This window comes from Paenarthrobacter sp. JL.01a (assembly GCF_025452095.1).
Taxonomy (GTDB): Bacteria; Actinomycetota; Actinomycetes; order Actinomycetales; family Micrococcaceae; genus Arthrobacter.
In genome coordinates, this window is record NZ_CP104877.1 from 2,720,713 (window position 1) to 2,736,259 (window position 15,547).

Below are 15,547 nucleotides of genomic sequence, written 5' to 3' on the forward strand. Positions count from 1 at the left end.
CTGGATAAGCCGCGTGCCAGCCAGCGCGAGTGGTGAAATTGGCAGACACGCAGGATTTAGGTTCCTGTGCCTTCGGGCGTGGGGGTTCAAGTCCCCCCTTGCGCACATTGTGGAACACCGTGGCTGCAAGCCACACAGAGCCCCCGGCTGCACACCTGCAGATCCGGGGGTTTTCCGTGTCGGCAACAATCCTGCTTGGCTGGAAAAGCGCTGGGAGGGGCATTCAGGACGTTCAACTAGACTGGAACGCGGTCTGGCCTAAGCCGGCCACGGCATTCACACCGGCTGAGGGGACAAGAGTGGCAAGCAGCAAAATGCGGAGCCTGACCGTGCAGTTGCTCAAGGCGGGTTCTGTCTTTGCCGTTTTGGCGTTGACGGCCTGCACCGGAGCGCCTGGTCCTGCTCCGTCGTCGTCGGCCAACAGCACCGCGGCTGCCGAGCCCACTGCCACGTTCAACTTCGGCACCGGCTCGATGCCCTTGGGCCTTGACCCGGCCATGGCAGCCGACTCCGAGTCCGCCCGCGTCACCCGCCAGGTCCTTGAAGGACTCGTGGGTGTTGACGGATCAACAGGAGAAACGACACCCCTGCTGGCCACAGAGTGGAAGGACAGCAACAATGGGCTGACCTATGACTTCACTCTCCGCTCCAAGGTGACCTTCCACGACGGAACACCCTTCGACTCCGCCGCAGTCTGTGCAAACTTCAACCGCTGGTTCACCTTCCCCGCCGACCTCCGCAAGCAGGCGCCGGGGATCTCGTTCCAGAGCGTTTTCAAGGCGTACTCGGATGAACCGGTTTTTTCCATCTTCAAGGACTGCAAAGTGGTCTCGCCCACCGATGTGCAGATCAACTTGACGAGGCCCTTCACGGGATTCCTGCAGGCCCTGACACTCCCGGCCTTCGCCATGTCCTCGCCCGCCGCCCTCGAGTCCCAGCGAGCCAACGTCCTGGACCAAAACCGGAACGGCTTGGCCGTTTCCGCCTACGCCAGCCACCCGGTCGGCACCGGCCCGTACCAGTTTGGAACCTGGGATGAAAACAAGATCACCCTTCAAAGCTACAAAGGCTACTGGGGCAACAGGGGCCAGATAGCCACCATCAACTTCATTCCCTATGACCACGCCGAGACCCGGCAGCAGGCCCTCTTGGATGGAAAGATCGACGCCTATGACCTGGTGACGCCTGCCACTTTCGACCAGCTGGTCAAGAAGGGTGTCCAGATCATCCAGCGGGACCCGTTCTCGGTCATGTACTTGGGAATCAACCAGGCTGTAGCCCCCTTGGACAAGCTTGAGGTCCGCCAGGCCATTGAGATGGCCGTGGACAAGGAATCCTTGATCCGGAAGTTCTTCATCGACAACACGGCCCAGGCTTCACAGTTCGTGCCGCCAAAACTCAGTGGCTTCAACAACAACGCTCCTTCACTGGGCTACAACCCCGATAAAGCCAAGCAGCTGCTGGAGAAGGCCGGGTACAAGGGTGAGGAACTGAAGTTCTACTACCCGCTGAACGCGACCCGGGCATACATGCCCACCCCCGAGAAGATCTACGCCGAAATCAGCCGCCAGCTCGTGGCAGTGGGCTTCAACATCAAACCCGTACCCATCGACTGGGAGAACGGCTACCTCCAGAAGGTCCAGTCAGCCGGTGACCGCGGCTTGCACCTGCTCGGATGGAACGGCTCGTACGCCGATGCCGACAACTTCCTGGGGCCGCTGTTCGGCGAGACCCGGGCCGAGTTCGGCTACACCGATTCGGAAGTTTTCCACAAAATCGAGCGTGCCCGCGCCATGCCTGACGGCGATGAGCGCAACGCCCAATACCAGGCCATCAATGCCGAGATCGCAGCCTCCGTACCGGCCGTCCCCATCGCCTTCCCCATCTCGGCCCTGGCGTTGTCCAACAAGGTGGAAAGGTACCCGGCTTCACCGGTCCTCAACGAAGTTTTCACGAACGTCCGCCTAAAGTCTTGACGAACCCCCACAATTTCAGTATTGGGTCTGCGCGGGGATATTCTGTGACAGCCAGTGCCGCCGCTATCGGAGATTGATCGTGACCTTCATTTCCAAGACTCAACATGCCGACGTCGTCCTTATTGGCGGCGGAATCATGAGTGCCACCCTTGGTGCGTTCATCAAGCAACTTGAACCCACCTGGACCATCTCCCTGTTCGAACGACTCGACGAAGCAGGGCTCGAGAGCTCTGGACCGTGGAACAACGCCGGCACCGGACACGCTGCCTTGTGTGAGCTTAACTACTCCCCCGCAGCCAAGGATGGCTCGGTGGACCCTTCCAAGGCGCTCCACATCAACGAGCAGTTCCAGCTCTCGCGCCAGTTCTGGTCCCACTTGGTGGACAGCAACGTGATCGGCTCCCCCAAGGGCTTTATCAACACTGTTCCGCACATGAGCTTCGTCATTGGCGATGACCACGCGAAATTCCTCAAGACCCGGTACGAGGCCCTCAAGCCCAACACGCTCTTCCGCAGCATGGAGTACACCGAGGACCAGGACCAGATCGCCAAGTGGGCGCCCCTGATCGTCAAGGGCCGCGACCGTAAGCAGCGTGTTGCCGCCACCCGCGCGGCAGAAGGCACCGACGTCGACTTCGGCGCCTTGACCCGTGAGCTGACCGGCTACCTGCAAAGCAGCGGCGCCGAGGTCAACTACGGCCACGATGTCACCAACATCAACCGTGCAGCAGGCGGCGGCTGGGACCTGAAGATCAAGCACGCCAAGTCCGGCGAGCATGGCAGTATCCACGCCAAGTTCGTTTTCGTCGGCGCCGGCGGCGGCGCGCTCCACCTCCTGCAGGCCTCGGGCATCCCGGAAAGCAAAGGCTACGGCGGCTTCCCGGTCTCGGGCCAGTTCTTCCGCTGCACCGATGAAGCCATCACGTCGCAGCACAGCGCCAAGGTCTATGGCCAGGCCTCCGTGGGCGCTCCTCCCATGTCTGTCCCCCACCTGGACACCCGGTTCGTTGACGGCAAGCGTTCGCTCCTGTTCGGCCCGTACGCCGGATTCTCCACGAACTTCCTGAAGACCTCCAGCTACCTGGACCTTCCGCTGTCCATCCGCCCGGGCAACATCATCCCCATGCTGGCAGTGGCCAAGGACAACATGGACCTCACGGCTTACCTCATCAAGGAGGTCGCCAAGCGGCACGAGGCCAAGGTGGAGTCCCTGCGCGAGTACTACCCCGAGGCTGTGGGCAGCAACTGGGAACTCATTACTGCCGGCCAGCGCGTGCAGATCATCAAGAAGCACCCGCAAAAGGGCGGCGTCCTGCAGTTCGGCACTGAAGTCATCGCCTCCCGGGACGGCTCCATCGGGGCCCTGCTGGGTGCTTCGCCCGGAGCATCCACGGCTGTGCCTATCATGATCGAACTCCTGCAGAAGTCCTTCCCCAAGAACTTCAAGGGCTGGCAGTCCAAGCTCAAGGACATGATGCCCGGCTACGGCGTCAAGCTCAACGAGAACCCGGACCTCGCCGCTGAGCTGGAAGCCAGCACAGCCAGGTCGCTTCAGCTCGAAGTGGCCAGCGCCATCCAGAGCTAGGCCACACCCGGGGCTGCGGCCGGTTCCCGTCAGACGAATCGTTTCGTAGACCACAGGAGTCGATGCAATGTTCCGCCTGGCCAAGCTGTCCCTGGGAAACCGGGCCCTGATCGCGCTGATCACCGTCTTTGCGGCGGTGTTCGGCGTGATCACCATGGGCTCACTTAAGCAGGAACTCATTCCGTCCATCGAGTTCCCCCAGATCACCGTTGTCACCTCCATGCCAGGCGCCTCCCCCGAGGTAGTGGACAAGCAATTGAGCCGGCCCCTTGAGACCGCGCTGAACAGCGTTGAAGGACTTGAATCAACCTCGTCGACTTCACGCAACGGCGTCTCGCAGATCACCATGGTGTTCACTTATGGGTCCAATCTCGACCGGGCACGCAACCAGATCGACCGGGCCATATCCAACGCCAAACGCCTGTTGCCCGCCAACGTAGAGCCTCAGTCGATCGCGGGAAACATCAGTGACTTCCCGATCGTCTACCTGGCCGTGTCGTCGGACAAGCCCCTGAGTGAACTCAACGCCGACCTCCTGCGGCTCAGCGTGCCCCGGCTGCAGAAGATCGACGGCGTTCGCGGCGCCGATGTGACCGGTGGCGCCAGCCAGCACATCCTCATCAAACCGCGCCAGGCGGATCTCGCGGCCACGGGCGCCTCGGTCCAATCCATAAGCTCCGCACTGAAGAACAACGGGACCCTGGTTCCGGTGGGCACCATCGAGGACCAGGGCAAGACGTTGTCCCTGGAGCTCGGCAGTCCAGTGGACTCCCTGGATGTCATCAAGGGACTGCCTCTGGCGGGAACCAGCAAGGCCGCCACCATTGGAGCCGTGGCCGAGGTCAGCATCGAGGACGATGCCGCTACTTCCATTACACGCACCAATGGAAAGCCGACGCTGGCGTTGTCCGTGACCAAGAAGCCCGACGGCGACACCGTTGCGATCTCGCACGCTGTCCGTGACGCCATCGGAGCGATGCAGGACGAGTTGGGCAACAACGCCACGTTTACCCCTGTTTTCGACCAGGCCCCCTTCATTGAGAAATCCATCAAGGACCTCACCACCGAAGGACTCCTGGGCTTGGGCTTCGCGGTTGCCGTCATCCTGGTTTTCCTGATGTCCGTCCGCTCCACTTTGGTCACGGCCGTGTCCATTCCGCTGTCCCTATTGATCACATTCATCGGCATTTATGCCACCGGGTACTCGCTGAACATCCTGACCCTGGGCGCCCTCACCATAGCCATCGGCCGCGTGGTGGACGACTCGATCGTGGTCATCGAGAACATCAAGAGGCACCTCAGCTACGGCGAAGCCAAACTTACTGCCATCCTGACGTCCATCCGTGAGGTCGCCGGGGCAATTACGGCCTCGACGCTTACGACGGTGGCCGTGTTCCTCCCGATCGCGTTCGTTGGCGACCTCGCAGGTGAGCTCTTCCGTCCGTTCGCACTGACGGTGACCATCGCGCTGTTGTCCTCGCTCCTGGTTTCCCTGACCATCGTCCCGGTCCTCGCCTACTGGTTCCTCTCATCCCCCGCAAAGGGTGGTGATCCAGCGGCCTCCACCAAGGAAGCCGCGGAAAAGGCACGTGAAGCGGAGCAACGGAGCCGGCTCCAGCGCGGCTACCTTCCCATCCTGACAAAAACCCAAAAGCACCCGGTCATCACCTTGTCGGCAGCGGCGGTAATCCTGGTGGCCACCGTCGCCGTGTCACCGCTGCTGAACACGGACCTGCTTGGCCGCTCCGGTGAGAACAGCATGACCGTGAGGCAGGTTCTTCCTGCCGGCACCAGCCTGCAGGCCACCAGCGACGAGGCTGCAAAGGTGGAGGACTCCCTCAAGGGCATCCAGGGCATCAAGGATGTCCAGGTCACCTCCGGCAACGCCCAGACAGGCTTTGCCGCCCTGACATCGACGGGGGCATCGAACTCCACCTTCACGATCGTCACCGATGAGAAGCTTAACCAGGGCAAGCTACAGGACGAAGTCCGCAGCAAGTTGTCAGGGGCTGCCGGCAAGATCACGGTTGGCTCCCAGCAAGGCGGCTTCGGCACGTCCTCAACAGTGGACATCACCATCAAGGCCGCCAACTCCTCCGACCTGAAGACAGCCAGCGATGCCATGGTCAAGGCCATGGACGGTGTTCCCGGCAGCTCGGAAGTTGCGACGAACCTGGCCTCCACGCAGTCCGTGGTCCAGGTCCGCGTGGACCGCGCCAAGGCCGTGGCCGCAGGCCTGACGGAAGAGCAGGTGGGTGCCTTCCTGGCCTCCACCGTCAGCCCGATCCCAGCCGGCACCGTCCGGATAGACACCGACGACTACCCTGTCCAGATCGGCGAAGGAACGCGTTTCACCAGCATCGCGGCCGTCAAGGCACTCCAGCTCCCCACGGCCCGCGGCGGGATCGCGCTCGAGACCATTGCCGCCGTCGAACAAGTGGACGTTCCTGTATCCATCACCAGCAGCAACGGTCAGCGGACAGCGCGAGTGACCGTCACGCCGTCGGGCTCCAACCTCGGTAGCGTCAGCAGCGCGGTGCAGGAGCGGCTGAAGTCCGTGCAGCTGCCTGCGGGCGTCACGGCCACCATTGGCGGCGCCACCACCCAGCAGGCCGAGTCCTTCCGCCAGCTGGGCCTTGCCCTGCTGGCGGCGATCGCCATTGTCTACGTGATCATGGTGGCCGCGTTCAAGTCCCTCATCCAACCCCTGATCCTGTTGGTTTCGGTACCGTTCGCGGCCACCGGCGCCGTCGGACTCCTCCTGCTGACCGGTGTCCCGCTGGGCCTTCCATCCCTGATCGGCATGCTGATGTTGGTGGGCATCGTCGTCACCAACGCAATCGTCCTGATCGACCTCATCAACCAATACCGGAAGCCGCATGACGGCCGCCCGGGGATGAGCGTGGCTGATGCCATCACGCACGGCGCCCGGCAGCGTCTGCGCCCCATCCTGATGACCGCCCTGGCCACAGTATTTGCCCTGACGCCCATGGCGTTGGGCCTGACCGGCGGCGGGGGCTTCATCTCCCAGCCGCTGGCGATCGTGGTGATTGGCGGGCTGGTCTCCTCCACAGCCCTGACGTTGGTACTGGTTCCAGTGCTGTACAAGCTGGTGGAAGGGCGCCGGGAGAAGAAGCAACTGCTGAAGGACCTGCAGGAAAAGCCAACACCGGGCCCTGGAAGCAATGGCCTGGGATCCAGTGGAACGGGTGAGTTCCAGGACTGGACCACCGGCATGATTCCGCGGGTCAAGGGCCGGCGCGCCGCCCACAATCCGGGCGAGTAGACACACAACCAACCTCGAAGCAGGGCCGGGAACATTTCCCGGCCCTGCTCTGTTACAGGCACTGATACATGCAAATGCATCTAGTTTGAGATACACTGTTCACAGAGCCCGGCACCACGGGCAGGGAGAAAGGCACATCATGCAGATCGGCGTATTCAGCGTCAGCGACATCACGACTGACCCCACAACGGGCCGCACGCCCACCGAAAACGAACGCATCAAAGCGTCCGTTGCCATCGCCAAGAAGGTCGAAGAGATCGGCATGGATGTCTACGCCCTGGGCGAGCACCACAACCGGCCGTTCTTCTCCTCCTCCCCCACCACCACGTTGGCTTACATCGCGGCACAGACCGAGCGCATCACGCTCTCCACAGCCACCACGCTGATCACCACCAACGACCCCGTGAAGATCGCCGAAGACTTCGCCATGCTTCAGCACCTCTCCGACGGCCGTGTTGACCTGGTCCTCGGACGCGGCAACACCGCTCCCGTCTACCCCTGGTTCGGCAAGAACATCCAGGACGGCATCGAACTGGCGATCGAAAACTACAGCCTGCTCCGCAAACTGTGGGACGAGGACACCGTCAACTGGTCCGGCAAGTTCCGCACCCCGCTGCAGAACTTCACGTCCACGCCGAGGCCGCTCGACGACGTCGCGCCCTTTGTCTGGCACGGTTCCATCCGTACTCCCCAAATCGCCGAAGTGGCCGCCTACTACGGCGACGGCTTCTTCGCCAACAACATCTTCTGGCCGAAGGAGCACTACCAGCAGCTGATCGGCCTTTACCGTGAGCGCTACGAGCACTACGGACACGGCAAGGCCGACCAGGCGATCGTGGGCCTCGGTGGCCAGTTCTTCATGAGGAAGAACTCACAGGACGCCGAGAAGGAATTCCGCCCCTACTTCGACAACGCCCCCGTGTACGGCCACGGCCCGTCGCTTGAGGACTTCACGTCCCAGACGCCGCTGACCGTAGGCAGCCCGCAGGAGGTCATTGAGAAGACCCTCACCTTCCGTGAGTTCTTCGGCGACTACCAACGCCAGTTGTTCCTGATCGACCACGCCGGACTTCCCCTGAAGACGGTTCTGGAGCAGCTGGACCTCTTTGGCGAGGAAGTCCTGCCCGTCCTGCGCAAGGAGTACGCCGCCATGAAGCCCGCGCACGTGCCGGACGCCCCCACCCATGCTTCCCGCGTGGCAGCCGCGCTCGAGGCCAAGGTCAGCGAATCAGCAGCGGCAGGTGCTGCGGGGCAGGACGCCTGATGTCCACGCCCCCGGCATCATCTGCCGTCCGCCTCGCCGCCGAAACCTGGGAATCTCTGTTCCGCTCCCAGGTGGCGGTGATGCGTAAGCTCCAGTCCGGGCCGGCCTTCAAGGCACTGCCAGTCAAGGAGTACGACGTCCTGTTCACTCTGTCCCGCTGCCCTTCGGGACAGCTTCGCCTGAACGAAATCAACGACAAGGTACTGCTCAGCCAGTCCAGCCTGAGCCGTTTGGTCGACCGCCTGGAAAAGCGCGGACTTGTGGAGCGTACAACCGCTCCCGACGACGGCCGTGGGGTCCTGCTGGCCCTCACCGAAGCCGGGCGCGAACTACAGAAGACCATCGGGCGTGAACACGTTCGCGACATCGCCACCCTGGTGGCGCCCGCGCTCACGGCCGACGAGCAGCGGGAGCTGCTGCGCCTGACGGAGAAGCTACGCGCCTCCGTGGCCGGGCACTAGCGCAAGGTGACGAGCTCCCGGTGGTTTTCCGCCGGGAGCTCTCCATTGACTGAAGCACTGACCTTGAGGGTCTTCAGTGACAGGCTGCCGCCCACTGTGGAGAGGAATGCCGTGTCGGAGGAATCCCGTCCAGCGGTGATGCGCAGCATGGATTCGCGGGGCGCCAGGCCTGTGGGGTCGATGATCCGCCATGAACCGTCCACGTACGCCTCCGCAACGGCATGGAAGTCCATGGGGGTCAGTCCCGGCGCATAAACGGCCGCCAGGCGTGCAGGGACATCCTTGGACCTCAGCAGTGCAATGGCGAGGTGGGCAAAATCCCTGCATACTCCCCTGCGGTGGAGCAGCGTTTCGACGGCTCCGTCCGTTCCCCGTGAGGAACCGCTGACGTAGCGGAGTTCACCGTGGACCCAGTCACGGACTGCATGGAGCAGTTCTTCGCCATTCAGGCTGCCGAACTCTGCGTAGGAGGTGGGCAGCAGACGGTCGGATTCGGCGTAGCGGCTGGGCCTGACATAGCGGATGAGTTCCATCGGGGTGGACGTATCGGGCAACGCTTGGCCGTGGACCGTTGCCGCGTACTCCACGGTCACCTCGCTGGGCTCGGCCAACTCGAGGTAGTGGAACCGGCCTCCGTGGTGGTCGCTGAGTTCGGCTACGGGAAGTTCCTCCCCCGCCACTGTGACCGACAGGTTTTCGGTGACTGAGTCGTAGCCGGGGTTGTTGGCTACGGCAATGGCCATGGCCACCTTGGTGTTGGCTGCGGTCTTGAAAACGAGCGTGGCAGAAACGTTGCGTTCCATTGATCTCCGACAGTGGGTTTGCGGCGGGCAGCCCCCATCGCCGCCGAATGTTTGAGTCAGCCAATCCGAGGACTACAGATTGACCTTCAGAGACAGTAGCATCCGCTGGACGTTGGCGAATTCAGAATCGTGGGCCACATACTTTGCAGCGAGGTCCAAAGTGTCGAAGGACTTTGCCGGGGCGACTTTCTCCTCTGCGGCGAAGGCATGCAGGGCAAGGACGTCCCCAAATGAAAAATCGCCCTTTCCCGCCGGCCCTTGCACGCGGTTTGCCAGTTCGCACGACTGCCCGTCAGCACCGGCCACCTTGTTGGTGATGCCGTAGGAGCCAAAGAACCTATAGCCCTGGACTACACGGAAGACGACGCGCGGATCGATGGTGTCAGGTCCGTCCGAGTGCGGTACGTCCAAGGGCGTGCTGCTGATCACCACGTAGGGCTTGCCTTGTCCGGCCGGGCAAGGAGCCGCAGTGGCGGGCGCCAATCCTGTCTGGAGCGTGGCGATGTACTTCCCTGCCCCGTCCTTGACTTCCACCTTCACTGCCCCGGCCAAAGAACCGGCGTCCGGGGCGGCAGACTGGGCAATCCAGTCCTTGGGAAGCTCGAAGCTGACGCTCTTGGCCGGATCCGTATAGGTTTTCCACGAAAGGGCGGTGGGGACCGGTTCCGGCCCCGCACTTGCAGATCCCGAAGGCGCGTCCGTGCCGCTCGAAGCAGCCGAAGATGAAGGCTGGCCAGCGTCGCTGCCGGGACTCGTCGTCGTACTTTCGGGGGTGCCTGTCCCCGATTCGGAACTGTTGGGGCTCGACGATGCCGTGGAGGTCACTTGCGGACCCTTGTTCTGCGACGAGCATGAGGTCGCACCGGCCACCAGGCAACCTGCCAGGGCCGCCGCAGCAAGTTTCAGCTGTATGCCTTCGAGGTTCCTCATGCCGGTCATGAGCACAGCCTAGCGGTGGGGAGGCCACGACACGCACAGGACTAGGCTGGGTCCATGGCTCCCACCGAGAACGACGAATTCGAGGACACCCTCCCGACGATGTCCGCGGTAGATATCGCTGACTGGCGGCTGAAGACCTTCGCCCTCTACGACAAAGTGCGGCAACTCGCAGCGACCAATCCGTTTGACGCACACGTCTACTGGCGCCAGGAGCGGGATCTGATGTTTGCCACGCATCCCGCCTCTGCCCTGACTCCGGAAATGAAGGCTTCCTTTTCCGGCCTGAGGACGGCCGGCTACGATCCCTCCTACCGCCTGACCGCCGAGCTCCTGCCCGAGGGCGTGGGCCAGGAGATGAATGTCCAGACCGGGACCGACGGCGTTGTACCCTTCACACGGATCGGCACCTTTGAGCTACCCGGACTCGGCTCCTTGGCTGTGTGGCGGTTGATGAGCTACGGCGGCGGAATCTTCGTGCCGTTCCGTGACGCGACCGCCGGGAAACCCGGCGGCAGCTACGGGGCGGGCCGGTACTTGCTGGATACAGTCAAAGGCTCGTTCCACGGCACAAGGGAAACGGATGCCGGGCAGGAGTTCATCCTGGACTTCAACTTCGCCTACAACCCGTCCTGCGCCTACAACGAAGCCTGGGCCTGCCCGCTTGCAGGTCCAGCCAACAGGTTGGCTGCAGAGGTGCCCGTCGGCGAGTTGTACGCTGGCTAGCCAAACAGGCCGCCCGGCCCGAACGCCGCGAGCGCAGCAACAGCGGCAACGATGGTCAGTGGTGCCACCAGCAGCCCCATCACCGCATAGCCTTGCCATTTCACCAGCACGTTCATGCGCACCAGCCGGTCATGCCAGAGCAAAGTAGCCAATGAGGCCCACGGCGCAATCAAGGGACCGGCGTTGACCCCTACCAACAAGGCCGCCATTCTTTCCGGAGTTCCCGCCAGCGGTTCAGCCAGGAGATAGGCCGGCAGGTTGTTGACGATGTTCGAACCCAGGGCGCCGGTCAAAGCCAGCCTCAGCAGCTCAAGGAAGCCATCCCCTTGGCCAGCCACCTGGCCGAGCAACGCCGACGCGCCCAGGTATTGGGTCGCCTCGACCACCAGGAAAAGCCCACAGGTGAACAGCAGAAGCGACCAGGGAATGAGCGTGATCTTCAGGACGGCCGGCCTGCGGATGATGAACAGGATGGCCAGGACCACAGCGGCCACTGCAGCGGGAATCCAGATGGCGACTCCCGACACCAGTGCCGGCAGCAGCAGCACCAGGACTGCTGCGCTGCCGACCAACAGAAGCCGGTCAGGAGCTTTTGCAGTGGGAGCGGCTGCGGGGCGCGAAGCATCCAGGGCGTAGCTCTTTCGCAGCTCGCGCCGGAACACCACGGCAATAAAAGCCAGAGGCACAAGGATGGCCGCCAGCGAAGGCGCCCACATCAGTTGCGCGAACTGTGCCGGGGTGATGCCACCCAGGTTGTGTTGGGCGAGGAGGTTGGTGAGGTTGGAGATCGGGAGCAACAGACTGGCTGTGTTGGCCAGCCATACCGTTGTCAGGGCAAAGGGCAGTACCGGGAGCCCTGCCTGGCGGGCCACGGTGACAACCACGGGGGTGAGCAGGACCGCCGTCGTGTCGAGGGAGAGGAAAATCGTACTCAGGGTCGCAAACAGTGCCAGCAGCAACCACAACAGGACGCTTCGCCCGCGCCCCCACCGGCGCAGGCGCCGTGCGATCCACTGGAACGTGCCGGCTTCACTCACCAGTTCGGTCACCACGGTCATGGCAACGACAAAGGCCAAAATTGGTGCGACCCGGTCCACGAGCACCATGACTTCGTGCCACGGAAGCACACCCGTAGCCACGGTCACCCCACCCGCTACGAGGAGTATCAATCCAATTATCGCCAGACGCATGAGCAGGATTCTAAGCCCCACTCCTGAGGGGACTCCTGCGCGGCGCGGGAACAGCGTCACGGAATCGTAAGCAATCCGGCTCCCGTGCGGCGTCCCCTGTGCCTAGCCTTGGATCATGAACGGATTCCGGAGCTCGATCCGGTCCCACAAGGCCCTCGCATCCGCTGCGGGTGTGGTGGTCCTCGTGTTTCTTGTGCTCGGGGCTTTCCTGTTCCAGCCGTGGCGGCTCTTCACCAGCAGCAGCCTGGACGAGGCTCTGCCGGTTGCCACAACGTTCGGGGTTACTACGCCCGAGGATGCATCGCCGGACTCAACCCGACCGGACAGCGGTCCAGCCACGGTGGCCGGACCGATTGTTGTGCGAACGGGCATGTTCGGGTCACAGGAACACCAGACCACCGGTACAGCACAGTTGCTCAAGCTCCCGGACGGAAGCCATGTGCTCCGCTTGGAAGATCTGGCCAGCAGTGACGGCCCCGACGTCAAAGTGTGGCTGAGCAGTCTGGAGGCGGGAGGCGATTGGTACAAGTACCGCTCCGGACGCTACGTGGACTTGGGAGCCGTGAAGGCCACGCACGGCAACCAGAACTATGCCATTCCGGCCGGAACCGACCTCTCGGGCGTGGCCTCGGTGGTCCTGTGGTGTGATCGCTTCAGCGTGGCGTTCGGCTCAGCCCCACTCGCCTAGCGCTTTGCGAGGCCTGCTTTGCGCGTCATGGACGAATCATGGGACGTAAAGCGGGCCCCGCAACGGATGGGAGGACGTAGGATGTCATCATGACTTCCCCACTGCCGCGTCGTATCGCCCGCGTCCGCCCCCTTGATCCAACCTCCCCGGACGAGCAGTTCTTCGTCGCGAACGACGCAGCGGACTTCACCTCGGACGAAGGAAAGTCGTGGACGGTCATCGACTCCCCTTTCCCCTCCTCCCGGGCCAACGCCGCCAGCCCGGAGCGCTCTGGTTGGGAGCGGGCCGCAACAGTCGCTGAAGACGCCTTCACGTTCCTCGCGCCCTCGGTGCCGGTCAATGTCCTTGGCATGGCGCACAACACCGGCCAACCGGGCCGCGACCTTCCCCCGCAGGCGTTCCACAAAGCGGCATCCAGCGTGGTGGGGCCGGGCGAGGCAATCCAACTCCAGGCGGACGTAGGCCATGTGGACCCTGAGGCAGAGCTGACAATCGTCATAGGCCGTGCGGCGCGCGCCTTGACGCTGGAAACGGCAGGCTCGTCGATTCTCGGCTACACGATCGGCAATGACGTTTCAGCACGGGATCTCCAGAAAACCGATGAACTCTGGATCAGCGCCAAGAGCCAGGACACCTTCACCCCGGCAGGACCTTGGATTGTCACTCAATTGGACCCAACGGACCTGGAAATCGGGATCGCCCACAACGGCCGCGAGCTGGAGACTGCGGGTTCGGCGAACCTCGGCTGGAAAGTGGACGAGATCCTGGTGTACCTCACGTCGTTCATGACCCTCCAGCCTGGCGATCTGGTCCTCACCGGGTTCCCGGCAGAGACCGCACGCATCCAGCCTGGCGACACCGTGACGTGCCGCGTGGAGGGAATCGGCGAACTCACCAACCCCGTGCGGGGCGCTTCGTGGGAGGACCTGCCTGCGTAGTGTGTCAGGCTTAAGACCATGGAGATAGCTGCGGACGCCACAGGCCTGTTGCCATCTCCCCCTCAAAAACCGCCCCGCAAACGGCACCGCGGCATCCTCAAGTACCCTGTGGTGCGGCAATTGATCCGCTTCAGCGGTGTCGGAGTCATCTGCACGGGAAGCTCGCTGGCCATCTACGCGCTGCTGCGTCCATTGATCGACCCCCAGTTGGCAAACGCCGTGGCCTTGATTTTGACCTCGTTGATGAACACGGCACTGAATCGGCGCCTGACGTTCAAAATTACCGGCAGCAGGAAACGGGCCCGGGACCACCTCAGCGGAGTCATCGTGATCGGTATCGCATTGCTCATCACGGGCGGGAGCCTGGGTGTGCTGCATCTGTTCAAACCGGACGCCAGCGTCGCTGAGGAGCTCTGGACAACAACGTTGTCCGGTTTCGTAGCCACCGCTGTCCGATTCACCTTGCTGCGCCACTGGATTTTCCGCCGCGCGCGGCACGTTTAGCCCCGGCCGGTCACCCCACTTGCGGCGCGGCAAGGCGTTTGACACGCCCGACGGCGGTTTCCACGGCAGCGGCGGCAGCCTCCAGGTCGGCCTCGGAGATGGTGGAGGTGAAACTGAAACGGACGGCCGTCTGGGCAGTTTCGGGGGCAATGCCCAAGGCAAGCAGGACCGGTGACGGCGCGTCGGAGCCTGCAGCGCAGGCCGATCCGCTGGAGCACACAACGCCCAGCCGCTCCAGTTCGAGCAAGACGGATTCGCCGCTGGTTCCCGGGAAACAGAAGGACGCGACCGACGGCAGGCGTTGGCTGCGATGGCCCGTGAGCAAAGCGTCCGGCACCGTGTCCAGGACCCGGTCAATGAAGCGGTCACGCAACTGCACGACGCGTTGGGCCTGAGCCGGCTGTTCAGCAGCGGCGAGCACCGCGGCCGTGGACAACGCCACGGCTCCGGCCATGTTCTCTGTCCCGGAGCGTTTTCCGCGTTCCTGCCCACCCCCATGGATGAGCGGTTCTAAACGCAGCCGTCCTTTGGTGAAAAGGGCACCGGACCCTTTGGGGGCGCCCAGCTTATGCGCCGAAATGCTCAAGGCGTCAATGCCAAGGGCTTTGACATCCAGCGGACACCACCCGGCGGCCTGGACCGCGTCGGTGTGGAAAGGAACCCCTACGGCATGGGCCACGGCAGCGAGCTCGGCAATGGGTTGAACGGTCCCGATTTCGTTGTTGGCATACATGATGCTGACCAGGGCCGTCTCCGGTTTCAGGACACTGCGCAGCGCATCCACGGTGACCAGTCCTTCGCCGTCGACCGGGACGATGTCCACGGCGAAGCCGTGGACCCGTTCAAGGTACCGGGCTGATTCTTCCACGGCAGGATGCTCGACGGCGCTGATCACCACGCGGTTGAGCGCCGGATCCGCGGCCTGCCGGGCCAAGGCGATGCCCTTGACAGCAAGGTTGTCGGACTCTGTGCCGCCCGAGGTGAACGTCACCTCACCAGCACGGCAATTGAACACTTTCGCGACGCCGGAACGCGCTTCTGCAAGCGCCGCTGCGGCTGCTTCACCCAGGGTGTGGTGGCTGGAGGGGTTGCCGAATTCACCGCTCAGGTAGGGCCACATTGCCTCCAGTACCTCACGGCGGACGGGCGTGGTGGCCGCAGCATCCAGGAAGATCATGTCGGGAACGGCT

The 15,547-nt window shown here is 63.1% G+C and carries 13 protein-coding genes and 1 tRNA gene; 10 read left to right on the forward strand and 4 right to left on the reverse strand.

Translation table 11 applies throughout. From position 1 onward, the window contains the following. Positions 1 to 23: 23 nt before the first annotated feature. From N5P29_RS12805 to N5P29_RS12830, 6 genes are all read left to right on the forward strand, one after another. Positions 24 to 105 (forward strand) — tRNA-Leu (locus N5P29_RS12805). Between the two features lie 209 nt (positions 106 to 314). Next, positions 315 to 1,976 carry an ABC transporter substrate-binding protein gene (locus tag N5P29_RS12810; RefSeq protein ID WP_262278575.1) on the forward strand — a complete coding sequence of 554 codons (1,662 nt, stop codon included), beginning with the start codon at positions 315 to 317 and terminating at the stop codon, positions 1,974 to 1,976. Between the two features lie 79 nt (positions 1,977 to 2,055). Further along, complete coding sequence (locus N5P29_RS12815; protein WP_262275301.1) at positions 2,056 to 3,561, forward strand: malate:quinone oxidoreductase; 1,506 nt, start codon at positions 2,056 to 2,058, stop codon at positions 3,559 to 3,561. Positions 3,562 to 3,628: 67 nt separating this feature from the next. Beyond that, positions 3,629 to 6,847, forward strand: coding sequence for an efflux RND transporter permease subunit (locus N5P29_RS12820; protein WP_262275302.1), 3,219 nt, complete (start codon positions 3,629 to 3,631; stop codon positions 6,845 to 6,847). 139 nt (positions 6,848 to 6,986) lie between these two features. Continuing rightward, positions 6,987 to 8,111: an LLM class flavin-dependent oxidoreductase gene (locus tag N5P29_RS12825; protein WP_262275303.1), complete on the forward strand. Its 1,125-nt coding sequence runs from the start codon at positions 6,987 to 6,989 to the stop codon at positions 8,109 to 8,111. Further along, complete coding sequence (locus N5P29_RS12830; RefSeq protein ID WP_262275304.1) at positions 8,111 to 8,572, forward strand: MarR family winged helix-turn-helix transcriptional regulator; 462 nt, start codon at positions 8,111 to 8,113, stop codon at positions 8,570 to 8,572. The genes N5P29_RS12825 and N5P29_RS12830 overlap by 1 nt, the downstream gene beginning before the upstream one ends. Here the strand turns inward: N5P29_RS12830 and N5P29_RS12835 are convergent. Further along, positions 8,569 to 9,375, reverse strand: coding sequence for a transglutaminase-like domain-containing protein (locus N5P29_RS12835; RefSeq protein WP_262275305.1), 807 nt, complete (start codon positions 9,373 to 9,375; stop codon positions 8,569 to 8,571). The genes N5P29_RS12830 and N5P29_RS12835 overlap by 4 nt on opposite strands. A gap of 72 nt (positions 9,376 to 9,447) precedes the next feature. Beyond that, the gene (locus N5P29_RS12840; RefSeq protein ID WP_262275306.1) at positions 9,448 to 10,314 is read right to left on the reverse strand and encodes a hypothetical protein; all 867 of its coding nucleotides are present in this window, start codon (positions 10,312 to 10,314) and stop codon (positions 9,448 to 9,450) included. 54 nt (positions 10,315 to 10,368) lie between these two features. On the opposite strand from N5P29_RS12840, the gene N5P29_RS12845 reads away from it, so the two are divergent. Continuing rightward, positions 10,369 to 11,037 (forward strand): DUF1684 domain-containing protein, encoded by a 669-nt coding sequence (locus tag N5P29_RS12845; protein ID WP_262275307.1) that lies wholly within the window; start codon positions 10,369 to 10,371, stop codon positions 11,035 to 11,037. Here the strand turns inward: N5P29_RS12845 and N5P29_RS12850 are convergent. Next, on the reverse strand, positions 11,034 to 12,227 hold the full coding sequence (locus tag N5P29_RS12850) for an SLC13 family permease (RefSeq protein WP_262275308.1): 1,194 nt from the start codon (positions 12,225 to 12,227) through the stop codon (positions 11,034 to 11,036). The genes N5P29_RS12845 and N5P29_RS12850 overlap by 4 nt on opposite strands. Before the next feature lie 115 nt (positions 12,228 to 12,342). Here N5P29_RS12850 and N5P29_RS12855 point away from each other — a divergent pair, with 115 nt between their 5' ends. From N5P29_RS12855 to N5P29_RS12865, 3 genes are all read left to right on the forward strand, one after another. Then, positions 12,343 to 12,915, forward strand: a complete 573-nt coding sequence (locus tag N5P29_RS12855) for a DM13 domain-containing protein (RefSeq protein ID WP_262275309.1) — start codon at positions 12,343 to 12,345, stop codon at positions 12,913 to 12,915. A gap of 89 nt (positions 12,916 to 13,004) precedes the next feature. After that, the gene (locus tag N5P29_RS12860) at positions 13,005 to 13,853 is read left to right on the forward strand and encodes a fumarylacetoacetate hydrolase family protein (protein ID WP_262275310.1); all 849 of its coding nucleotides are present in this window, start codon (positions 13,005 to 13,007) and stop codon (positions 13,851 to 13,853) included. 18 nt (positions 13,854 to 13,871) lie between these two features. Further along, positions 13,872 to 14,357, forward strand: coding sequence for a GtrA family protein (locus tag N5P29_RS12865; protein ID WP_144659920.1), 486 nt, complete (start codon positions 13,872 to 13,874; stop codon positions 14,355 to 14,357). Positions 14,358 to 14,367: 10 nt separating this feature from the next. Here the strand turns inward: N5P29_RS12865 and N5P29_RS12870 are convergent, their stop codons facing one another. Then, on the reverse strand, positions 14,368 to 15,534 hold the full coding sequence (locus N5P29_RS12870; protein ID WP_262275311.1) for a cysteine desulfurase family protein: 1,167 nt from the start codon (positions 15,532 to 15,534) through the stop codon (positions 14,368 to 14,370). Positions 15,535 to 15,547 lie beyond the last annotated feature (13 nt).